General features: G+C 35.3%; 17 protein-coding genes and 1 pseudogene. 13 read left to right on the top strand and 5 right to left on the bottom strand.

Annotated features, from left to right (window positions below):
- Positions 1 to 57: 57 nt before the first annotated feature.
- Complete coding sequence (locus ACECE_RS0208395; protein ID WP_010246586.1) at positions 58 to 1,728, bottom strand: formate--tetrahydrofolate ligase; 1,671 nt, start codon at positions 1,726 to 1,728, stop codon at positions 58 to 60.
- Positions 1,729 to 1,890: 162 nt separating this feature from the next.
- On the opposite strand from ACECE_RS0208395, the pseudogene yabG reads away from it, so the two are divergent.
- The 5 genes and pseudogenes from yabG (at position 1,891) to ACECE_RS0208370 (ending at position 6,883) form a co-directional block, all read left to right on the top strand.
- Positions 1,891 to 2,762: pseudogene (yabG, locus tag ACECE_RS26980) on the top strand (sporulation peptidase YabG).
- A 119-nt stretch (positions 2,763 to 2,881) separates the two neighbouring features.
- The gene (locus tag ACECE_RS0208385; protein WP_010246584.1) at positions 2,882 to 3,145 is read left to right on the top strand and encodes a Veg family protein; all 264 of its coding nucleotides are present in this window, start codon (positions 2,882 to 2,884) and stop codon (positions 3,143 to 3,145) included.
- 223 nt (positions 3,146 to 3,368) lie between these two features.
- Positions 3,369 to 4,940 (top strand): DUF3794 and LysM peptidoglycan-binding domain-containing protein, encoded by a 1,572-nt coding sequence (locus ACECE_RS0208380; protein ID WP_010246582.1) that lies wholly within the window; start codon positions 3,369 to 3,371, stop codon positions 4,938 to 4,940.
- 388 nt (positions 4,941 to 5,328) lie between these two features.
- On the top strand, positions 5,329 to 6,198 hold the full coding sequence (ispE, locus tag ACECE_RS0208375) for a 4-(cytidine 5'-diphospho)-2-C-methyl-D-erythritol kinase (protein WP_010246580.1): 870 nt from the start codon (positions 5,329 to 5,331) through the stop codon (positions 6,196 to 6,198).
- A 7-nt stretch (positions 6,199 to 6,205) separates the two neighbouring features.
- Positions 6,206 to 6,883 carry a GntR family transcriptional regulator gene (locus ACECE_RS0208370; protein ID WP_010246578.1) on the top strand — a complete coding sequence of 226 codons (678 nt, stop codon included), beginning with the start codon at positions 6,206 to 6,208 and terminating at the stop codon, positions 6,881 to 6,883.
- Between the two features lie 118 nt (positions 6,884 to 7,001).
- Here ACECE_RS0208370 and ACECE_RS0208365 read toward each other — a convergent pair whose 3' ends face one another.
- Entirely contained in the window at positions 7,002 to 7,208 is a 207-nt protein-coding gene (locus tag ACECE_RS0208365) for a heavy-metal-associated domain-containing protein (protein WP_010246576.1), read from the bottom strand.
- A 278-nt stretch (positions 7,209 to 7,486) separates the two neighbouring features.
- Here ACECE_RS0208365 and cheB point away from each other — a divergent pair, with 278 nt between their 5' ends.
- From cheB to ACECE_RS0208325, 8 genes are all read left to right on the top strand, one after another.
- Positions 7,487 to 8,608, top strand: coding sequence for a chemotaxis-specific protein-glutamate methyltransferase CheB (gene cheB, locus ACECE_RS0208360; protein ID WP_010246574.1), 1,122 nt, complete (start codon positions 7,487 to 7,489; stop codon positions 8,606 to 8,608).
- 129 nt (positions 8,609 to 8,737) lie between these two features.
- A complete protein-coding gene (locus ACECE_RS0208355; protein ID WP_010246573.1) occupies positions 8,738 to 10,360 on the top strand; it encodes an AAA family ATPase in 1,623 nt (540 codons plus the stop codon).
- 83 nt (positions 10,361 to 10,443) lie between these two features.
- On the top strand, positions 10,444 to 11,223 hold the full coding sequence (locus ACECE_RS0208350) for a PspA/IM30 family protein (RefSeq protein WP_010246571.1): 780 nt from the start codon (positions 10,444 to 10,446) through the stop codon (positions 11,221 to 11,223).
- A gap of 155 nt (positions 11,224 to 11,378) precedes the next feature.
- Positions 11,379 to 12,197 (top strand): hypothetical protein, encoded by an 819-nt coding sequence (locus ACECE_RS0208345; protein WP_010246569.1) that lies wholly within the window; start codon positions 11,379 to 11,381, stop codon positions 12,195 to 12,197.
- Between the two features lie 155 nt (positions 12,198 to 12,352).
- A complete protein-coding gene (locus ACECE_RS0208340; protein ID WP_010246566.1) occupies positions 12,353 to 13,945 on the top strand; it encodes a DUF342 domain-containing protein in 1,593 nt (530 codons plus the stop codon).
- Between the two features lie 69 nt (positions 13,946 to 14,014).
- Positions 14,015 to 15,148, top strand: a complete 1,134-nt coding sequence (locus ACECE_RS0208335; protein ID WP_010246565.1) for a metallophosphoesterase family protein — start codon at positions 14,015 to 14,017, stop codon at positions 15,146 to 15,148.
- Positions 15,149 to 15,160: 12 nt separating this feature from the next.
- Positions 15,161 to 17,791: an ATP-binding protein gene (locus ACECE_RS0208330; RefSeq protein WP_010246563.1), complete on the top strand. Its 2,631-nt coding sequence runs from the start codon at positions 15,161 to 15,163 to the stop codon at positions 17,789 to 17,791.
- 53 nt (positions 17,792 to 17,844) lie between these two features.
- Positions 17,845 to 18,795: a C40 family peptidase gene (locus ACECE_RS0208325; protein ID WP_010246561.1), complete on the top strand. Its 951-nt coding sequence runs from the start codon at positions 17,845 to 17,847 to the stop codon at positions 18,793 to 18,795.
- A gap of 127 nt (positions 18,796 to 18,922) precedes the next feature.
- On the opposite strand, the gene ACECE_RS0208320 is transcribed toward ACECE_RS0208325, so the two are convergent.
- The 3 genes from ACECE_RS0208320 to ACECE_RS0208310 are packed head-to-tail and all read right to left on the bottom strand — an operon-like array spanning position 18,923 to position 22,507.
- Positions 18,923 to 20,611: a BatD family protein gene (locus ACECE_RS0208320; RefSeq protein WP_010246559.1), complete on the bottom strand. Its 1,689-nt coding sequence runs from the start codon at positions 20,609 to 20,611 to the stop codon at positions 18,923 to 18,925.
- Positions 20,601 to 21,521 (bottom strand): tetratricopeptide repeat protein, encoded by a 921-nt coding sequence (locus tag ACECE_RS0208315; RefSeq protein WP_010246557.1) that lies wholly within the window; start codon positions 21,519 to 21,521, stop codon positions 20,601 to 20,603. The genes ACECE_RS0208320 and ACECE_RS0208315 overlap by 11 nt, the downstream gene beginning before the upstream one ends.
- The gene (locus tag ACECE_RS0208310; protein ID WP_010246555.1) at positions 21,518 to 22,507 is read right to left on the bottom strand and encodes a VWA domain-containing protein; all 990 of its coding nucleotides are present in this window, start codon (positions 22,505 to 22,507) and stop codon (positions 21,518 to 21,520) included. Before ACECE_RS0208310 ends, ACECE_RS0208315 begins: the two co-directional genes overlap by 4 nt.
- Positions 22,508 to 22,524 lie beyond the last annotated feature (17 nt).

The raw sequence follows: 22,524 nt of genomic DNA, 5'->3' as shown, positions 1-22,524 counted from the left end.
GCGTAAGAAGATAGAATAAGTCTATCTCCTTATACACGGTTATAATTCATTTACATGTTAAAATAGACCTTGTATAACCCCAGAATCATCTATATCAATTTTCTCAGCAGCAGGAACTTTTGGAAGACCTGGCATAGTCATTATGTCACCAGTTAGTGCTACAATAAAACCTGCTCCTGCAGAGATTTTCAATTCCTTAACCGTTATGTCAAAGCCTTCGGGTCTACCTAACAAATTGGGGTTATCCGATAGAGAGTATTGGGTTTTTGCCATGCATATTGGCATTTTGTCTAGTCCCATATTTTCTATTTTCTTTATTGTTTTATCAGCTTCAGGAGAATAAACGACTGCCTTAGCTCCATATATTTCCTTTGCAATAGTTTCAATCTTTTGCTTAATTGGGAGATTTACATCGTATAGCGGTTTAAAGTTTGATGCAGTTGAATTTGTAAGTTTAACCAGCTTTTCAGCTAGTTCCTGACCACCTGCTCCACCTTTTGCAAATACTTCTGAGAATGCAACTTCAACATTCATATTTTTACATCTTGCTTTAACATACTCAACCTCTTCAGGGGTATCGCTGCCAAAATGATTTATGGCTACTAAAACAGATACTCCAAACTTCTTAAGGTTTTCAATGTGTTTCTCGAGGTTAACAAAGCCTAGTTTTAGAGCGTGTAGGTTTTCAGAGCCAAGGTCTTCTTTTTTAACACCGCCATTATATTTTAATGCTCTTATTGTTGCTACCAGTACAACTGCATCAGGCTTTAAACCTGCCATTCTGCATTTAATGTTAAAAAACTTTTCTGCACCAAGATCTGCACCGAATCCTGCCTCTGTTATACAGTAATCTGCAAGCTTCAATGCTATTTTAGTGGCAATGATGCTATTGCATCCATGGGCAATATTTGCAAACGGACCACCATGCATTATTGCCGGGGTATTTTCGAGAGTTTGAACAAGATTTGGTTTAACCGCATCTTTTAGAAGGAGTGTCATCGCTCCATTTACCTTAAGATCCTTTGCAGTAACAGGTTTGCCATCATAATTATATCCGATAATAATTTTGCCCAGACGTTCTTTTAAGTCCATAAGATCCATAGATAGGCATAGTATAGCCATAACCTCGGATGCCACAGTAATCAGAAAACCATCTTCTCTGGGCATTCCATTAGCTTTGCCCCCTAGACCGACTACAGTGCCCCTTAAAGCACGATCATTCATGTCCATTGCCCTTTTCCACACGATCTGCCGCAGATCGATATTAAGGCTGTTTCCTTGGTGTATATGGTTATCTATAGCAGCTGATAACAAATTATTTGCAGCAGTTATTGCGTGCATGTCGCCAGTGAAATGAAGATTAATATCCTCCATAGGAACTACCTGAGAATAGCCGCCTCCAGCTGCTCCTCCTTTTACACCCATAACGGGGCCTAATGAAGGCTCTCTTAAAGCAATAATTGCTTTCTTACCTATCTTTGACATTGCCTGACCTAAGCCAACAGTAGTAGTGGTCTTACCTTCACCTGCAGGAGTAGGATTTATGGCAGTTACCAATACAAGTTTACCATCCTTTTTATCTTTAAGCCTCTCCCAGAGTTCGTCTGACAGTTTGGCTTTATACTTTCCGTATAATTCAATTTCATCTTCAGAGATAGCAAGTTTTTTTGCAATTTCAACAATGGGTTCCATTTTGCACGATTGAGCTATTTGAATATCTGTTTGCAATTTTATTACCTCCTAAGGTATAACCATATAAATTACTTTGTAATTATTTATCCTAGTACATTATAACTATTAATATTCACAATTTTCAATAGATACATCACAATAAATATATAATTACATATTATGTATATTAGGAAGATGTTTTTAGGGGTGATTGATTTTATGGGTGCATTAAGGATTGGAGATATAGTAGGCAGAAAATCTTATAACTCTGATATTTTGTTTAAGGTTGTTGATATTAAGAATGAGGGCGGTAAGGAAGTAATTGTATTAAGAGGGTTATGTTACAGGCTTGAGGCGGACGCACCTGAGTCGGATCTCGTTTTACAACCGGAATCCTATGTAAGGGAATACAACGAAAAGGTTAACGACTCAATCGATACAAAGTTGAGAAGTATGCAGCCGACAAGATTCAGAAATATGCAAAAAAAAAATTCTATCGTGAGCAGACGGTAATTGAGGACCGAAAGTTTCAAAGACCAGGGAGAGTACTTCATATAGACGGAGATAATGATTATCTCGACACATGCCTCGAGGGGTACAAAAAACTTGGTATAGAGGCTATAGGGGTACATGTTAAGGAAAAGGACCAGCCTTTAAAAGTGTATGAACTGCTAAAACAGCATAAGCCTGATATTCTTGTTTTAACCGGCCACGATGGCGTTATAAAGGACGAAAATGGATATGCAAGTATAGATAATTATAGAAATTCAAAATACTTCATTGAGGCTGTTAAGGAGGCAAGGCGTTATGACAGCAATTTGGATGGACTTGTAATATTTGCGGGTGCTTGCCAATCTATGTACCATAGAATAATTGAAGCAGGAGCAAATTATGCAAGTGCACCTTATAGGGTTCTAATTCATGCTTTGGATCCTGTCTATATATGTAAAAAGGTTGCGTTTACTGGTATAGACAGGATAATTTCACCTAAAGAGGTTATAAGTACTACTATTACTGGTATGAAGGGTATAGGGGGCATCGATACGAGGGGGAAATACAGGGATGGGTATCCATTAGAACCATACAAATAATGGGGTTTTAAAAAAAATACTTGACACCGATAAATTTCCCTTGTTATAATATATATTTTTTTGACAAATTGCTCTTAATGTGATATAATGATGCAAACAGAAGATGAGGTGATTCAAATATGGAGAAAAGCAGCCTGTTTCAGATTAAAAGAGATATAGAAACATGCATTGGGCAAAAGATTCAGTTAAAAGCCAACAAAGGTAGAAAAAAGGCTTTTATCAAAGAAGGAATACTTGAAAACACCTATCCTAGCATCTTCGTAGTAAAATTTGAAAACGATTACGAGGCAACACGAAGAGTTTCATACAGTTATACAGATATACTTACGAAGGCTGTCGAAATTGTTATATGTAAGGATAACAAAAAGATTCAAGTAAGCTAAGGTGTCTAGTGTATAGAGGATTAGTATTAAAAACCAAATAAAATAAAAATGAAAGAGCGGATAATTTTATCAAGCTCTTTTATTTTATGCTCTTTATTGGAATATTTCATATACCTTGTCAATATATATAAGTAAAGGTGAGCAAAGCAGATTTACTATAATATTAATCCTAATTAGGTAAAATTGGTGAATTAGAATATTTTTGTTTAGAGGAGGATTGAAGATGTCTCTTGAGCTTGTGAAAGAATCCATAAAAATTAACAGTATGATGGGGGAAGACACTGCACAGACAATAGTGGAACATGACATAATCGTGCCAGATACAAATCCTGATGCAGTTCGTATTCTTCTAATAGACGGAGAGGTGTTTGAGAAAAGCTCGGAGGTTTTACAGGATAAAGTTGCTGTAAATGGTACCATCCGTTATAAGATACTTTATGTTTCAGATGAAGAGAATAATGCAGTAAGAAGCATAAATGCAGGCAGTGATTTTTCATATAGCGTAGATGTATTAAATGCAAGGTTTGGAATGAAGGCAAATGTGAGATGTGATATTGAACATATTGATTACGAAATTTTGTATGGCAGAAAAATTAAGGTAAAAACTATAGTAAAGATGGATGTTAAAGTCAATGAAGAGGTTGAACAGGATTTTGTGAATGATCTTAAGGGACTTGAAGATATTGAAATATTAAAGGATAACATTGGTGTAAACAGTTATGTAGGTGAAAATAATGCACATTGTAACGTTAATGAAACAATGGATATCCCTGCAGGTAAACCAACTATTAAGGAAATATTGAGAAGTGATGTGAAAATAGTTGGAAAAGACTATAAAGTGTCAGATAACAAAGTAATTGCAAAAGGTGATTTGAATATACTTACACTTTATATTGCGGATGATGAAGAAAGAAGCATTCAGTTTATGGAACATGAAGTGCCATTTACTCAGTTTATTGATATACAAGGAGTAAATGAGGGCTGTGAGTGCGTAGCGGATTACAGGATTCTAAATTACTCTTTCAAATCAGGGGAAGATAATGACGGTGAGCTTAGAGTTTTGAACGGAGAAGTTGAATTAATGCTTAAAGCACAGGCTTATGAGAAGAAGCAGGTAGATGTGATAGCAGATGCGTATAGTCTGAGTAGGAAATTAAACCTGGAACATAAACCTTTTAATACAAAAAAGGTAATATGCAAAGAGAAGAGCCAGATTACTTTACGGGAAACAATTTATATTGATGGAGATAATCCTGAAATAGCTGAAGTGTTTAATGTGCTTTCAAAGCCAAGTATATTTGAATGTAATGCTTCTAATGGAGCTGTAACTTTGGAAGGGGCAGTAAATAACAGCATACTTTATGTAGCAAATAACAGCGAGCAGCCTGTTTCTTGCTATGATTGTGAAATTCCATTCAAGCAGAATGTTGAGGTAAAGGAAATAAAGCCTAATATGGATTGCGAAGTAGACCTTGATGTAGAGCACTGTAATTACAGTATGATATCCGCGAACGAAGTAGAAATAAGAGTAATTATAAATGTTTGTGTGAAGGCTATTGACACTGTACAGTTACCACTAGTTGCAAAAGTTACAGAGAATACTATTGAAGAGAAAAAGGGTGAATACCCCAGTATAACTATTTACTTCTCACAGCCGGAGGATAATATGTGGAAAATTGCTAAAAAGTATTATACTACTGTGGAGGATATTAAAAAAGTCAATAATCTATCTGAGGATGAAACTATTACTCCGGGACAGCAGGTTATGATTCCTAGAAAATCAAGTGCCTCTTAGAAACTAATTATTTTATAATAATTGCCGCCTCTATAATTTTCTTGTGGACTATTTTGAATAGCCTATGAGAGAAAGAGGCGTTAAATATTTAGTATATAAAACTTGGGAGATAGATTGCTCTCAAGTTTTTTGTTGTTTAATTTGGGTAAGTTTTGATTCAAAATTTTTAGAAGTTAATGTTCTAGAATCGTATTGAACTAATGCATAGGATATTTTGATTGAAAACGTATTGTATTTTGTATATAATATAAAAACATGAAAGTATTGATTTAGAAGACATGAAATGTTTGCGTATTATTTTTTGCTTGAATTAGTGCATAAATTCATGGATGCTAATGTTTTAGGTACAATAAGGCGATATTTATTTTATATATAGACAAGGTGAAAAATGGATTCAATTTGTATAAAAGCAAGGGCGAAAATTAACCTGTCACTCGATGTGCTGGGGAAACGGGAAGATGGATATCATGATGTACGAATGATTATGCAGTCGATCGGCTTGCATGATAAAGTTTTCCTTGAGGCTATAGATGAAAGATGTATTAAAGTCACGTGTGATAAGCATTGGGTACCAACGGACTGTGATAATATAGCATATAAAGCAGCTGCTGTTTTGATGGACAAGTTTGATATTCCAAAAGGTATATCAATAAGGATAGTCAAAAAGATACCTGTAGCAGCAGGTCTTGCTGGAGGCAGTGCGGATGCTGCGGCTGTTCTTAAAGGTATGAACGATATATTTTCCTTGAATTTGAAGGAAGATGATTTGATGCAATTAGGAAAATCCATAGGAGCAGATATTCCTTTCTGCATTAAGGGTGGCACAATGCTGGCAGAAGGAATAGGAGAAGTACTTACGGAGATTGAACCTCTTAGAAATGTTAATATAGTTCTTGTAAAACCTAGAATTTCTGTTTCTACAGCATGGGTATATAAAAATCTCGAAATAGGGAAAATATCTTCGAGGCCAGATACAGAATTACTTATAAATCTTATTGAAAAAAAGGATATTCAAAACCTTGGAAAAAATATGGTCAATGTTTTGGAAGCTGTTACTATAAATAGGCATAGAGTTATCAGTGAAATTAAAGAAAAACTTGTTAGTCTCGGTGCTTTGGGCAGTATGATGAGTGGAAGCGGTCCGACTGTCTTTGGTGTTTTTGGTAATAGGGTGACGGCAGAGAAAGCCTGTAAGAATATTAACAGGGATAACACGTGGGAATGTATTTTAACCGAAACATTTTGCGAGGAGAGATGATGTAAATATGGCAGGGAAGCTTTCAAAGGTCAATTTGAATGATTATAAACCATTAAGGGAAGTAATCTTTGATACATTAAGGGAAGCAATTATTACTGGAGAGTTAAAACCTGGAGAACGGCTGATGGAAGTCAAGTTGGCAGAAAAAATGGGGGTAAGCCGCACTCCTGTGAGAGAAGCAATAAGGATGCTTGAACTCGAAGGTCTTGTTGATATGCTTCCTAGAAAAGGTGCACATGTAGCGGAACTTTCCGTTAAAGATATAATGGATGTTCTGGAAGTAAGGGCATCTATGGATAGTCTTGCTACAAGACTTGCAGCGGAAAGAATCACCGATGAAGAGATTAAGGAGTTAAAACAGATACAAGTACAGTTTGTAAATTACACAGATAAGGATAATTTACAGGGAACCATTAAAAAGGATGTTGAGTTCCATGAATTAATTTATCGTGCATCAAGGAATGACAGACTTTTACAGATTTCGAACAACCTAAGAGAACAAATTCAGCGCTTTAGAGTTATATATCTTAAAGACTATAGCAGTCCTAATAATCTTATAAAGGAACATGAGGATATTTGCGCTGCTATATCCGAGAGGAACTTGGAGATGGCTCAAAAGTATGCTCAAGTCCATATAAATAATCAGCAAAAGGTAATAATTAAGGCTATAAAGAATTTAAAATAGGAATATTAGAAGCAAAAACGTTAACGTAAGTTATATTTTCAATACTACTGAAAAGGTACTTTTGCAGATTAGACTATAAGTGTAAGCCCAACTGAAAAGTACCTTGAAAGAGTTTTACCTAAATTATCTCATAACCCATTTGTGAAATATGCATTTTAATTTCCTGGGGCATTATATTCTCAGGATTATAATCTACTTTTACTTGCTGACTCTTTAAATCAATTGAAACATTCTGTACTCCTGTAAGTGTTTTAACACCTTCTTGTATTTTATTAGAACAAGCACTACAAGAAATTGAAGGAATGTTAAATGTTGCTGTTTTCATAAGCACCTCCGAAATTTTAGTGTTTTATTATATTTCTTTTGTCCATAATGTTAATAGCATCTCATATATATAATTAATTATTCCTATAATGTTTTAAATGATTAATAGTTTGTAATACTGAAAATTATAGTATGATTATTTTAATTTCTTAAGGGTATATATATTATATTAGGTATTCGTGAAATTCTATTTAGAAAGATTGATGACTAGTTTGAATAATAACAATATATTTCAAAATGTACTTATTTAAAAATTGTAACCAGAAGGAGGTCTATCTATTGGAAAAGATAAGAGTGTTAATAGCAGATGACTCGATTATGTATAGAAAGGTCCTTTCAGAAGCGGTAGAAGGTACCGGTTTAGCTGATGTAAAATTCGTTGCTTTAAATGGTAGGATGGCTGTTGATTGGATAAAGCCGGATAGCGTAGACTTGATCCTGCTGGATGTATTTATGCCTGAAATGAATGGCATTGAAGCCTTAAAAATAATAAAGAAAGACTATCCCGGAATGGACGTAATAATGATTAGCTCGGATAGTGCACACAGTGCTGAATTGACCATGGAAGCGTTAAATAATGGGGCTGTTGACTTTATATTGAAGCCTAGTAATGAAAGCCATGAAAAATGTGTTGAAATAATTAAAGCACAACTTCAAATACTTTTTACCCAGATAAAGATAAGAAAGTATCGCAATTCCAGCAGTAACGGATCGCAAACAATGGGTTTCCAGAATATACGTAAGAAGGAAATAGAGAAAAGTGCAGTTGATATAGTTGATAAGTTCAACGCAAGTAAGTTTACACGGGTTGACCTTATACTGATTGCTTCATCTACAGGAGGTCCGTCAGCACTTGAAAAGGTTTTACATGGATTTGATGCGGATTTTAATAAACCTATCCTGGTTGTCCAACACATGCCTCCAAAGTTTACAAAATCATTATCTGATAGTCTTAACAGAAAGTGTAAGCTGGAAGTGAAAGAAGCCTGTGAAAATGATTTGTTGCAAAAAGGCCAAATATTTATTGCGCCCGGAGGCTTTCATATGCTTGTTAAAGGTGAAGGACCTAACGTACTTATAAAAACAGAGACTACGCAATATGTAAATGGGGTAAGGCCGTCTGCTGATGTATTGTTTTCTTCGGCTGCAAGTTTATTTGAGGGTAAAAACATTCTTGCTGTAGTATTAACGGGGATGGGTAGCGATGGTAAAAATGGAGTTATCGAACTTAAGCAAAAATGCAACTGTTACTGTATTACCCAAAGTGAAAAAACATGTGTAGTGTATGGCATGCCAAAAAGTATATACGAAGCAGGTTTATCTGATGAAGTGGTTGATATTGAGAATATTTCCAAGAGAATACAGGAAATTGTATCTGGTAAAGGTATCCGGCCTAACTAGTTTTGGGATTTTTGAAGATATTACTGTTGATATGGATGCTACTTATGGTAAAATAGAAATAGCAATTGCGAACAGTGGCAATAGTGTTTAGGTTCGTGTATGCTTATTAAATTTACCAGGGAGCTAACTATGTGGTATCAAAACTTCTTAAGTACTTATAAAGCGGGAATTTCACATGAATTTATTTTATATTTTAATATTCGTGATGTAGTAGATAACTATAGAAACATAGACAGGTATATATATGATGAATTTATTAAACAACGTGGATTTGGAATAGTTGCATTCTACGATATTTCTAAAGGTTTAACTTTTTTCGAGCCGGCTATGGCCAGGGAGTTCCATAAGATTACCTCGAATATGGCTTCCAATCTTTTAAATTCCTTACCGTCGAAGATATTCCCTTTTATTGATCTAGCATTGAGAAACACTAAAATGGTACTTTTTGTAGATCATGTAGAAAAAATAATTCCGCCTGGAGATATAGGCAGCCTATCTATGGAAGAAAGGCTTGCGCTGATTTGGCTTTCTGAGTGGTCAAATGATGCTAGAATCTCTTCAGTTGGCAGCACTATTTTTATGATGGCAAACACTTTGGCAGAAGTGAACCCGGAGGTTTTAAGATCCTCATACAGGGTAGAGCCTATACTGGTTGAACTTCCTACTGAAGAAGAGAGGAAAGATTATATTAAATATCTGGTTGAGGAAAAGAACATAAAAATGGATCTCTCTGTTGAGGAGTTTTCAAAGTTATCCTCAGGACTCAGTAAAAAAGCAATAAAGGATATAAAACTAAAGGCAGAATCTGAAAATGTAGCTATTAGTTTTGATTTTATAAAAGAGAAAAAGCATTCAGTGCTAAAAAAAGAGTATGGAGATGTTTTGGAGTTTATATATCCTGAGATTAGTTTTGAAGATGTAGGAGGAATGGAAAAAGCAAAAAACTACCTCCTTAAAAATATAGTGAAGCCTATTAAAAATGGTGACTTGAGAAGGGTGCCTATGGGGATACTTTTATGTGGACCTTCAGGGACAGGAAAGACCCTTCTGGTAAATGCACTGGCAAAGTCGAGCGGTTTTAACTGTGTTAAGATTGATATGTCGAGAATATTGGGACAGTATGTTGGAGAAAGTGAGAAGAATTTCAAGAAGTGTCTTTTGGGTGCACAATCCCAGCAGCCAGTTATTGTATTTGTTGATGAAATAGATACGGCATTTAGAAGAGGCGGGGATGGAAATGATAATGGGGTCAGCAGAAATATATTTAGTGAATTTTTACAGTTCACGAGTAATACAAATAATAGAGGGAAAGTAATTTTTATTGCTGCAACGAATAGGCCTGACCTGTTGGATGCGGCTCTAAAGAGAGCAGGTAGGTTTGATAAAAAGATTCCTATATTGCTTCCAGAAGCAGAGGAGAGGGCACAAATCTTTAAGATTATGATTAAAAAATTTGGCTTCGAAACTGATATTGAGGATTTTCTCCCATTTGCACAGCAAACTGAGAACTACACAGGTGCTGAAATTGAGACAGTTGTGAGGAAAGCTTATGAACTTGCAAATGAAGATGATGTTGAAGGAACAGTGTTGACATCTACAGTACTCAGTGAGGCTATATCAAGGTGCAGACCAAGCACGCAGCAGGTGGAGTATATGACAATGCTTGCGGTTAAAGAGTGTGACGATAAGGATTTGCTTCCGGAAAAATATCAAAAAGTCTTGGATGAAAGAAGCAGTGTTGACAATATATAATAAAATTTTTATTTAAATAGTTTACAATGCTGTTTATTTATTATAAATTAATACTATGCCATAATTTTTAGGAGGTAAAGAACATGGGCTTTTTTAGTAGATTAGGTAGCTTGTTTAGAGGATTTTTCGGACAATTCGTAGGTGGGTTGGAAGAAAACAATCCGGAACTACTTTTTGAAGATATAAAGAATCAGATTGGAAAGGCACGTAAGGAAGCAGAGCAACAGATTGTAGAAATTCAGACAAATGCTGAGTTGATAAAGATTGAAATGAAGAATTCTGAAAAGAATTTGAATGCTATTAAGGCAAGAATAGAATCTGCACAAAAGCAGGGAGATAAGGAAGTTTTAGTTGAACTTCTCATGCAGGAAGAAGAATACCAGACTGTATATGACACACACAAAGCTACCTATGAAAATGCAATGAAAGATGTAGATACAATCAGGGAAAATTACAAGATATTTGAGTCTGAAATGAATGCAAAGTTAAATGAGTTAAAAACTTTGAAGAGCCAGCAAAAGATGGCATCACTAAAGGAGAATATAAATTCTGTTAATGCAAAATATACTTCCAAGAACAACAAGGTTGGAAATATAAATGAAGATATGGACAGGGCAAGAGAAATCGTTAATAAGAAGGTTGCGAAGGCAAATGCTATAGAGTCTTTAAACAACGATAACGTAGATATGAAGCTTAAGAAGCTTGATATGAACTCAGCTCGTGACAGAGCACGTGCAAGGGCAGAAGCAATGCTTGGCGGTGAACAGGGGTTTGAAGTTAAGGAAAAGGTTGAGGCCCCCCCTGCAGTAAACGAATCACCTCTGGATGTTAAAGAAAAACCTGAAAATAAGGTAAGCGAATAAGAAATGCAGTTTTATTGAACAATATAGTCAAGGAAAATTTTTGGAGCATATGGTCCCATTAGATTATAGGATATTTGCCAAATAAATTTCTCAAATAATGGACACATTCCTTAAAACAGGGATGTGTCCGTGTATAATATGAGGTAACTAGTAATATGAATTATGAAGATAACATGAAGTTTAGGCTGTTGATAAGTTCATTAACCAACTACAGGAATATTGGGGTACTTATAATACTAATCGTGATTTCCTATTCCTTGGCGGCTAGTGATTTGATTAATGCTAATTTAGCTAACGTTAACTTTTTTGCGTCGTTTGGGGCTTATATAGGTTTGTCGTTACAGAGCTTTACAAGCAAAAAGTTTCAGGATAAGCTTATTCGCAAGTCTAAGGAAGAGCGTTTAAAGAAATTGAATGAAACCTGTATAAGACTTGCTGATGAAACTAAAAAACATACCAACTCGGCTTACTACAAAAAACTGTGTGCTATTATGGAAGACAAGATGGAAATAATGAATGCTTATTACAAGGATGATCCTAATTTTCTTAAGGAAAAAATAACCGAACATACTCTAAATTTGGTTATAACATATATAAAGCTATTAAAGGATTTTTGTATCAGAAGCAGGGAGCTTAATTTAACTGATGTGAGCCCTGTAATGGAAAGAATAGGGCAGAATAGAAGGAAGCTCAACTTTATCAGTGATCATAAGGTATACGAGGACCTTAAAAAGACTATAGAAATGGATGAAAAAATAATATCAAGGCTAAAAGATGAAAAGCAGGATTTGGAACGGATGGATACCAAGCTTGATTATATCAAGAGTACTGTGAGCATGTTTAAGCATCAGATTGGACTTAGCTTGGAATCAGAGGAAATGCTTGAAAAAATTGAAAGTGTTGTTAATGAGGCTGTAGCTCTTGAAAACGTTCTGGATGAAAGACATAAAAATCGATCTAAGAATATAATGTAGAGGTCTGAATTTAATTTCAGGCCTTTATTTTTATTTCAGTTTAGCCGATAAATTCTAATAAGTATAAGTATGAGGAGTTCCACTTTAATCAAGTTTGTTGGATTACAGTAATAAAATTTATATTAATGAAAGTTCTAATGAAATGGGGATTAAAGATGGCAAATGATGTTATTATACACTCATCGGAATTTATAAAAATAATCCGTAAGGTAGATGGCTTCTACATTGAATCATATAGAACCGGTATGTCTATTGAACAGTTTAATAGTATTATAAGCCAGCATCCGGAAATAAAAATATCCAGTTTTATGGCTATAAAGAATGCTATACTGTTTCCGCCAAAGCCACTTGAGAAGTTTGGGGAGGCAAAGGAAAGGATAACAATAGATGTATCAAGCGATGAATTAAAGGCATATGTAAAACTATGTGTGCCACATACGGAGCTTATAGGTGATGCAAAGTTAAATCTTATAATGGAAATTATGAACAGGCTTAAGGCGGAAGGTATTGTATTTGGGGTAAAATCAGATGTACTGGTAAATGAACTCAGTAATAATAAGCAAATATTGGTTGCAGAGGGAATCTCTCCAGAGAATGGTGAAGATTCGATTGTAAAGATGTATGAAATGAAAGAAGTTAAACCGGAAGCGAAAGATGACGGAAAAGTAGATCATTATGAATTGAGTCTGATAAACAGAGTTAATACAGGAGATTGGCTTGGGGAGAGAAAAGATCCAACTCCCGGTGTTCCAGGTAGATCAGTTAGGGGAATGATTATTCCATCCAGACAGGGGAAAAAGTATCCTATTATATATGATAAAAATTCAGTAAGAGAAGAGTATAAAGATGGTGTTACTACCCTTTATGCACTGAGGAATGGCGCTGTTCACTATGATGGGGAAAAAATTAGTGTGTCCAATCATTTGGAGATAATTGGAGATGTAGATTTTAAGGTGGGGAATATTGATTTTGATGGGTATCTTACTGTAAAAGGAACTGTTGATGATAATTTCTCCATAGAGGCATCAAAGGATATAGAGATATTGGGCGAATATGGAATAGGAAGTGTAAGAGAGGTAGTAAGCAAGCAGGGCAGCATTAGTATCAAAGGTGGAATTGCAGGTAAAAATAAAGCAGTGATTAAGTCAAAAAGGGATCTTTATACCAAGTTTGTTTCTGATGCTACTATTATTTGTGAAGGAAGCGTCCATATAGGCTTTTACTGTTTAAATAGCAATATAACTGCTAAGGAGGTTATTCTTGATTCCCCAAAAGGTCAGATAATTGGAGGATATATTCAAGCTGAAATAAAGGTTATGTCTTCTATAATAGGCTCTCCAAGTGAGAAGAAAACTATAATATCAGTAAGGGGATTTGATAGAAATTCTATTAAGGCAAGGCTTGAAGCTTTAATTAGCGAAATTGAGAGTTTAAAAAATGATTTAGCTAAAGCAAAACTGGAGATTTCATCTTATTCAAATACTATGCAGTTTACAGATGAGCTGAGGAGAGAGTATACAAACGTGTTTAATAATTTGTTTAAGATTAAAGATATGATTAGGGATTGTGAGAACGAGAAAAAGCTTATGGTAAATGCCTTACGTACAAAGGGGGAAGGCGAAATTACTATTATGAAAAAGGCATATCCTGGGGTAGTTCTGGAAATTAAAGACGTAAAAAAAGAAATTAGTGAACATGTTATTAGTTCCAGTTTTTTTATACAGGATGGAGAAATAAAGCAAATTTAAGGTGCAGAAATTGAAAATAACATATATAATAAAACTGCAGATTATTTACAGTTGCAGGAAGTGATTTAAATGAGACCGATAAAGTTTGTACATTTTTCTGATTTGCATTTAGACAGTCCCTTTACTTCTATAGGCCCGGATGTTGAGAGGATTAGCCAGAGAAGGCAAGACCTTATAGATGTTTTTGATGTCATTATAGATATGGTAAAAAGAGAAAATACAGACCTGCTTTTGATAAGTGGAGATCTATACGAACACTTCTATGTAAAAAAATCTACCATAAACCATGTTAATTGTAGATTTAGAGAAATCGAAGATACAAAGGTTTTTATCGTACCTGGGAATCATGATCCGTATGTAAAAAATTCTTATTATAAAAACTTCGAGTGGAACAGCAATGTCTATATTCTATCTGAAGAGAGGCCTAAAGTAGAACTTTTTGACATGAATGTGTGCATATATGGACTTGGGTTTGGAGACTTTTATAAGGACGGTTTTTTGAGTGATGAATTTAAAGCAGATAATGATAAATTGGTAAACATCCTTTTAGTGCATGGAACTGTTGACATGAATTTTACAAAGAAAGCCTATAATCTCCTTTCAAGCGAGGAGCTTTCGAAGCTCAATATGGACTATATAGCACTTGGACATTTTCACAACAGAATAGATGATTTGGGACAAAAAGGGGTAATTTATAATCCCGGAAGCCCTGAACCTTTAGGCTTTGATGAGGAAGGAGAACATGGGATTTTTAAAGGTACAGTTAGTAAGAGCTTGCTTGATGTTGAATATGTATGTGTAAACCGAAAACAATACAGGTCTTTAAGTTTGAATCTTGAAGGTATAAACAGCGATGAGCATGTAGTTGAAAAAATTCGCCATTCCTTAGGAAATATGTCTTTGGAAAACTCTCTTGTTTCAATAAAATTAAAAGGCTATACAAGTGACGAATATAGGCCGAATAAGGCAAAAATAAAGCGACTGTTGGAAGGCAGTATGTTTTATTTTGATGTAGAAGATAAAACTATTCCAGGGTATAATTATGATGAATTGAGAAATGAGCCTGGCTTAAAAGGGCTGTATGTGCGGAAGCTTCTGGAAATGGTGTATAGAGCCAACAGTGAAAAGGAAAGGTATCTATTGATGAAATCACTTTACTATGGTGTTGAGGCTCTTGAAAAGGGAAGGATAGAAGAATTGTAAAAGGGAGCAAATATGAAAATAGAGAAACTGGACCTTAAGGGATTTGGAAAATTCAACAACTTTGAAATTAAATTTGATGAGGGATTTAATGTTGTCTATGGCGAAAACGAATCAGGCAAATCGACAATAGAGGCGTTTATCAAGGCTATGCTTTATTCTTTGAAGGGCGGCAGGAATTTCAAGCAAGGGGCGCTTACACCACAAAAAAGATATAAGCCCTGGACGGGAGCTAGTTATAAGGGAAGTATGAAATACACTCTCGATAACGGCCAGACATTTACTGTTGAAAGGAATTTTGACAGTGGCGAAACTAGAGTTTACGATTCATTATACAAGGATATAACAAAGACCTTTGATCAAAGTAAAGACAAAGGTCCTCTCTTTGCAATAAGACATATTGGGCTTACAGAATCGTGTTTTGAAAAAACGTCATTTATAGGACAGATGGGAACCAAACTTGATGCCAGTGATAGCAGAGAGATTTTGGACAGGCTTTCAAATATATGGGAGACAGGTTTTGAAGATATATCATTTAAGGACGCTCGTGATGCTATAAAAGACGCTCTAAAGAATTATGTGGGTACAGATAAAACTTCTACTCGTCCCCTTGATATGATAAATTCAAAATTAAATGAGTTGAATATTAGAAAACAGAGTCTTATAAAGGGAAGGGAATCCCTTTTTTCAATAGAAGATGAAATTGCAGGTTTAAATAGGAAATTGGTGGATCTTGAAGAAGAAAAAGCTGTTATATTGCTGGCAAAGGATATTATTAAGCTTAGAGAAGAGTTGGATGTTTACAAAAGAAAAAAGAAGGATTTAAATGATATAGTGGGTGAAATTTCAGAATTGAAGAGTGAGGGTGTTAGAATCGCTGGAAGTATCCGTGAGTACCAAAAGACAAAGGAGAAGCTTGGTACTTTTCAAGGAGTTGGATTTGAAGATGCTGATGAACTTAGCATTCAGTACACAAAGTTTGAAAGCTTAAACGGCGAGAAGGAAAGGCTTTTATCTGAGATTCAAAAGTTAAAACTAAAGGCAGAGGAAATTGAAGCATATTTAGAGAGCTTTAAGGCATTTAATTCACTTGGAAACATTGACATTGCTGATCCTTCCCCTAGTACCGAGTTTAATCTTGAAAGCTTTGAAAATGAGGAAATCCAGAGAAAGATCAAATCATTAAGTCTTAAGGGTATAGGTATTGCAGCAGGGATGGGAGCTTGCTGTGTGTCTATAGCAGTAATGCTGTTTTATGGATTTTCAGGAGGTAGAATTGTTCAAAGCTTTATAGGTTCGGGTGCTCTTCTAAGTTTATTTTTTGTGCTTGCTGTTTTAAAAAACAATAATGCAAAGTTGGCAAACACTCTCAAGGACGGTAAAGAAGAATCGGATAAAAAGGTAAAAGCATTGCTTGATAAGATAGAAACTCAAAATAAAAAACAGTCAGATATATTTAAAATGCTTGAAGTAACGAGTATTGATGAATTTCTAAAGAAAAAAGCGCTTTATGACAGCAAAGTATATGAGCTTAATAGCCAAAACGAGCGAATAGATGAACTTGAAGTAGAGCTTGACAAGAAATCGAATATGATTTTAGACCTATTAAGATCTATGAAAGAAAAACTATTGGAAGCCTCAATAATTAACTGGCAGGAGGATGAAGTCAGGAAAGAACATATTGAGGAATTTCGAAATGCTGTCAATAGGTATAAGGAGATAACTCCATATTTAACCCATGGAGAAGAGAAGCTTGAGGAACTGGGAAAGAGGCTAAATAATCTCTATAATAGGGCATATTCCATAAGCGGGCAGAAGGTGAATTGCGAGGAGAGGCTTGCTGGGGTTATAAATGAAATTGATAATAAAATTAAAAATTTATATAAAAGCCTTGATGTATATGCCTATAAAATAAAGTCAATTTATGCGGGTAGCAGCTTTGATGGTCTGACTTATGATGAATTGATGGAGATAATACTGGATTTAGGGCTAGAAGATACTAAAGCGCAGATTGAAGAAATGATGCAAAAGGTCTTAGATAAGATAAATGGAGTGCAGCTTTCCGTAAAGGAAAGAGAAATTGCACTGCCGGGATTAACTGATGACAGCAATGAACTAGAACAGATTGAAGAGGATGTAAGACAACTCGAAATTAAAAAGGCGGAGCTTGAGGATACTGGATTTTCATTGAGAACAGCCCTTGAAGTTTTAGAAGAAGCAAGTATTGAGATTAAACGGGATTTTGCTCCTGTACTAAACAGTAATACATCTAAAATAGTAAGTATCATAACATCTCAAAGGTATGGGGATATTAAAGTGGATGAAAACTTAATACCAAGAACAACAGAACCTTTTGCTAACGAAATAGTCCCAATATCGGTGCTTAGCGGAGGGACCATTGACCAGATGTATCTTGCGTTAAGAATTGCTTTGGTGAAAACTATGGAAAGTAAATCGGAGAAACTACCTCTTATTATGGATGAGATTTTGGCTCAATATGATGATACAAGATCCTTAGATACTTTAAAGATGTTAAAGGAGCTCTCGAGCGAAAGGCAGATCATATTATTTACATGCAAATCAAGAGAAGTTGATTTGGTTAAATTTGTTTGCAATAGTAAAATAAATGTAATAGAATTATTATAAGTTTTTTTGTCGATTTATTGACTTATATTATTACATTTACAAAGGAGTCTGCCTTGAAAAGAGTTGAATTTCTATTTATATATTTGTTAATAGCTATGCAAATATTGACTGGATGCAGTTCTGGTGACAAACAGGTGAGTACAGAAGTGCTAAAGAATGGTGGAAAGAGTGCGCAAGCTATTAATGAAAGGTATAAGGATAAAGCAGTTGTAATTGATACTGTTGTTGATATTTTTAAAGAAGCGAAGATCGACTCGGAAAGAATAACTCAGGGTTTGTTTAATCAGCCGGTTACTTTGATTGAAGAGAGCGATGGCTGGGCGAAGGTTAAAACAGTTGATGGGTGCACAGGTTGGTTGCGTTCAAAATTTATCGATAGAGATTGTACAAGTGTTAAGGAGGAGATTTATTCCAGCAGGATTGTAATAACAGGAAAGACAAAGCCTGTTTTTGCAAGTTATGGGGGCAGTGCTACGCTCAAAGAAGCAGTGATGGGAACAGAATTCTTTATAAAGGGCAAAAGGAAGAATTATTATGAAGTGGTTGTGCCCGGTAACCTGACAGGTTGGGTTGAGATGAAGAATACTATTGAGCTAGAGGTAAATAAGCCAATTCCCAAAACAACGGCGCAGGACTTTTCAGCCACAGCTAAGAAGTTTAAAGGCACTCAGTATCTGATGGGCGGGGTTAGTGCAAGACAAGGTATTGATTGTTCAGGCATTGTTTATATATGCGGAAAGATAAATGGAGTTAATTTACCAAGAGGGACAATGGAGCAGTTTGACTTTATTAAAGATGGTCCTGCAAGTGTGGAGGACATAAAGTTGGGGGATCTGGTTTTTTTGAGTGCAAATGAAGATTTGGCGGATATATCGGATATAGGGATTTATTTGGGCGATGGCCAGATACTAATCGCAAGTGAGGCGAAGGGGTCTATTGACTGTACTTTGCTGAATTCTGATCATTATATGAAGAGGATCAGGGGAATAAAGCGGATTTTTTAGTTAAAACAGCTCAGAATAAAAGTTCAGCTATAAAAATCTTAATAGGGTGAGCATGTTAAAAGGCTGCTAGCAAGGTATTTGCTAACAGCCTTATTTATATGTGCGCAGTCATGGAGTTAGGAGTCCACTAAGATTCATGTTTGGTTTTAGAATTACTAAGAAGCTTATTGAGCACTTTGTAGACTTCCTTTATCTTATCTTTCAAATACGTGTCAGCTTTGTGCGAATTGTTTTTGTCATTTTCTATATAATCTATGATTTCAAGTACTTGATCGGATAGCTCATATTGTGCAAGTCTGGTTTTGATTGTGTCCCTAGAGCTGGCTTTCAAACTCAGGTTAAAGCAATACTTAATCATATCGTTTAACACATTGTAGATTTCGTTTTTGTCATTTGTACCTTTTAGATGTTTATACATTTCCAGCAGCTTTCTGTCTTGTTTCTTAAAATACCTTAGAATGAAAAATGCCAAAACAGCTAGAAGGGCTAGAATTATTAGCACTGACAGGGCAACAAAAACGTAATCCTTTTTCAATTGTATAGTGAGGTATCCATCGTTTTTGGGGGCGTAGTTTATCTGATCTATAGTTACTTTTTCTGTTATAGCGGTTCCACTGTTTTGTGCTTGTGTTTGAATCTGAGGTGCTTCACCTGTCACAGTGATAGTTGTTCCAGGGATTTCAGCCTGTTTATAGGTTCCTGACTCAGTATCAAAGTAAGAAATATAAATAGGATCAATTTTTACTTCTCCGCTTTTCTCGGGAACTAATATGATTTCATATTCCTTTTGGGCTGAATATTGATTGTCTACAATACTTTCCTGTATATCCTTTCCGGTTTCATATACAGTAAAGCCGGGAACACCATTTTTAGTTATTTTGTCCAATAAGGAAAGATCGCAGTTGCCAGAAGCAGCTACCTTCAGTGTTAGCGAGTCTCCATACGGAACTTCCTGTCGGCTGAATTCAGATTTTAAATTTAGTTTTCCTACAATGCCGGAAAAATCGGAAGGCTGATTTCCAGGAAGTGCTTTTACAGTTAATTGTTTAGCTTCAGTTTTAAGGTATTCAACTTGCGTTTGGGAAAAACCGAAAATACCTCCATCTGTAATGACACCGACCTGAAAATTGTATTCAGGTATTGTAAATGTACCAGCTTTTATTGGCGCTAGATAAGTTTGTTTTAATTCGTATTTAGCATATCTTTTACCTTCAAGATAAGGATACTCAACCTTTAACTTGTCATTAGGCACATCGTTCATCATAAACCCATTTATTTCTATTTTATCTTTAAACATGGAATTCTCAGTATCAATACTGTAGCGTGAATAGAGTTCATAAGACAGCACAACCTTTTGACCTAAATATATATCAGTACTTGAAATATTTGTTTTTATAAATAGGTTTTGAAGTGCTTCTTGAGTCTCACTTACATTGACTGTAAGTGAATTTGTCTGGTATGTGTTTCCGTTACATTCCACAATACCCTGAAGAGTAAACTGACCTACGTTTTTTGGCATTATAGTAAAATGTATATCAATCTTGTAGGATTTATCTCCATTGATATCTTGGCTTGAACTAGTCTGATTTTTGGACAGTACTTCAAAATTATCAAGACCTTTTATTTCCTTTATTTCTGCATTCTTGACATTTATCAATGAAAGCACCATTGTAGTGCTTGATCCCTTTTGAAGATTTAAACTATCGATATTAAGGCGAAATTCAGGGTCTTTAGCCAGAACGCTGCTATATGCTCCCAAAATAAATGAGGTTATTATTATTAAGAAGAAGGCAGCTTTTAGTTTTTTACCAATCATATTCATCCCCCTTAGTATTGCTTTTTATTTCCTGATTATTTTTAAGGCTGTCTTCTTCCTGCTTCTCCAGCATTTTGAGCACTTGTGTAACATTGCTGTCGGTTTGTTTTGAATTGGAAGAATCCGATTTCTCCGTTTGTGAAGCATCTTTTTGCCCATTCTTTTCTTTGTTTTGTTCTCCAGTTTGTGCGTTATCTTGCCCGTTGCTTTTCTCCGCTTGTGAAGACTGCTGATTTTGCGATTTTTCCTGGTTTTGTTCATTATTATCTTTTTGCTGTGAATTTCCATTTTGGTTATCTTGTTGAGAATCCTTATTTTGTTCGTTTTGTTGAGAATTTTCATTCTGGTTATTCTGCTGCGAATTCTCATCTTGTTTACTCTGGTTATTCTTGTCTTGATTTTCCTGATTTTGCTGTTGGTTATCCTTATTCTCGTTATTATCCTTTTGATCATCAAGCTTGCTTTTTACATATTCATAGTTATACTTTAAAGGTATATTTTCCGGAAAAGCAATTATTCCCTTTTTATAAGTTTCTAAAGCTTGTTGATAGTACTGCTGCTTTTGACCAGCATCTGCGGCTCTGTCAGCAAGTTTTAAACTGGAGTTACCCGAATTTAAGTATTTGTCCGGTGTATCAGAGGTTTTAATATAATAATTAACAGCATCTTCATACTTATTTAAATGGTAGGAAGCTTGGCCAGAATTATAGTTTAACCTGGGTTCTTCAGAATTTTGACCTAACCCCTTTTTATAAGTCTCAAGTGCTTGTTCGTAATTATTGGCTGCATAAGAGCGATTTCCGGTAATTATAGATTCGTTTATACTGTTCTCAAAATCTATTGCCCCTGTGAAAAACATTATTATCAGGGCAACGATCAGTAGTCCTGAAATAAGGGAAGCTATTTTCATAAAGTATTCCTCCTTTCGGGCAGGAGATAAGCTATTAGAAACAACAATATTCCAGGACCCAGAAAGAATTGGTACAGCTGTTTGAATCTCCTTACCTCGTCTGCCTTGTAAGTATCTTTCTTTAAAGAAGATATTTTCTTCGTAAGTGAAGCAATCTCATCACCTGTAAGTGAGGACTGATAATATGAACCTTTTCCGGTAGAAGCGAGTTTTTTTAGTGTTTCTGAATTTAATTTCGACATAACAAACTCTCCGTTGGAATCTTTTTTATAACCTGATTTCTGTCCGCCATCAGATCCATAATCAGGAACCAATCCACCTTTTGCAGTTCCTATACCGATAGTAAATACCTTCAAGTGCTCATCATTAAACGATTTTAATATATCTACGCTGTTTGAGTTGTGTTCTTCTCCATCACTTAAAATAATTACTACTCTGTCAGCACTTGAAGTTTCCTCAAAGGAATTTTCGGCAAGATTGAGTGCAGTACCGACATTAGTACCTCCTCCTGCAATCATATCGGTATCAATTACATCAAGATACATACGGGCCAAGTCGTAATCATCAGTCAGAGGCATCTGTATGTAGGCGGCTGAAGAAAAGGGAATAAAGCCGATTCTGTCGCCTTCAAGGTTATCTATAATGCTCTCTATAATATTTTTGGCCCTGCTGAGTCTATCTGGTTTGATATCTTCTGCCAGCATACTTTTAGATGTATCTATAAGAACATAGATGTCCAGACCTTCCTTATTAATTTTTGCAAGGCCTATAAAGCTTTGTGGTCCTAACAGGGAAAAGAGTATTAAAGCAAGTCCCAGAACAGCTAGCACAGTGCGAAGGATTCTAAATCTCTTAACTGTTTTAATTCTGAGTAAATTCAGTATCCTTTCTTTTTTCTTATAACCTAGGATGAGAAGGATACAGCTTGCTAAGGGAAGTATGATATATATTATATTAAAAGGATATTTAAACTCTATGAAATTCAATTAAACGATCCTCCTTA

The sequence above is a fragment of the Acetivibrio cellulolyticus CD2 genome (assembly GCF_000179595.2).
In the GTDB taxonomy this organism is placed as follows: Bacteria; Bacillota; Clostridia; order Acetivibrionales; family Acetivibrionaceae; genus Acetivibrio; species Acetivibrio cellulolyticus.
This window is presented reverse-complemented; position numbering and strand designations above follow the sequence as displayed.

Coding starts and splice junctions, on each gene's coding strand:
- ACECE_RS0208380 (WP_010246582.1), top strand. CDS start 3,369: ATGTCTCTTGAGCTTGTGAAAGAATCCATAAAAATTAACAGTATGATG.
- ACECE_RS0208365 (WP_010246576.1), bottom strand. CDS start 7,208: ATGAAAACAGCAACATTTAACATTCCTTCAATTTCTTGTAGTGCTTGT.
- ACECE_RS0208330 (WP_010246563.1), top strand. CDS start 15,161: ATGAAAATAGAGAAACTGGACCTTAAGGGATTTGGAAAATTCAACAAC.
- ispE (WP_010246580.1), top strand. CDS start 5,329: ATGGATTCAATTTGTATAAAAGCAAGGGCGAAAATTAACCTGTCACTC.
- ACECE_RS0208315 (WP_010246557.1), bottom strand. CDS start 21,521: ATGAAAATAGCTTCCCTTATTTCAGGACTACTGATCGTTGCCCTGATA.
- ACECE_RS0208335 (WP_010246565.1), top strand. CDS start 14,015: ATGAGACCGATAAAGTTTGTACATTTTTCTGATTTGCATTTAGACAGT.
- ACECE_RS0208320 (WP_010246559.1), bottom strand. CDS start 20,611: ATGATTGGTAAAAAACTAAAAGCTGCCTTCTTCTTAATAATAATAACC.
- ACECE_RS0208340 (WP_010246566.1), top strand. CDS start 12,353: ATGGCAAATGATGTTATTATACACTCATCGGAATTTATAAAAATAATC.
- ACECE_RS0208385 (WP_010246584.1), top strand. CDS start 2,882: ATGGAGAAAAGCAGCCTGTTTCAGATTAAAAGAGATATAGAAACATGC.
- ACECE_RS0208370 (WP_010246578.1), top strand. CDS start 6,206: ATGGCAGGGAAGCTTTCAAAGGTCAATTTGAATGATTATAAACCATTA.
- ACECE_RS0208345 (WP_010246569.1), top strand. CDS start 11,379: ATGAATTATGAAGATAACATGAAGTTTAGGCTGTTGATAAGTTCATTA.
- ACECE_RS0208355 (WP_010246573.1), top strand. CDS start 8,738: ATGTGGTATCAAAACTTCTTAAGTACTTATAAAGCGGGAATTTCACAT.
- ACECE_RS0208350 (WP_010246571.1), top strand. CDS start 10,444: ATGGGCTTTTTTAGTAGATTAGGTAGCTTGTTTAGAGGATTTTTCGGA.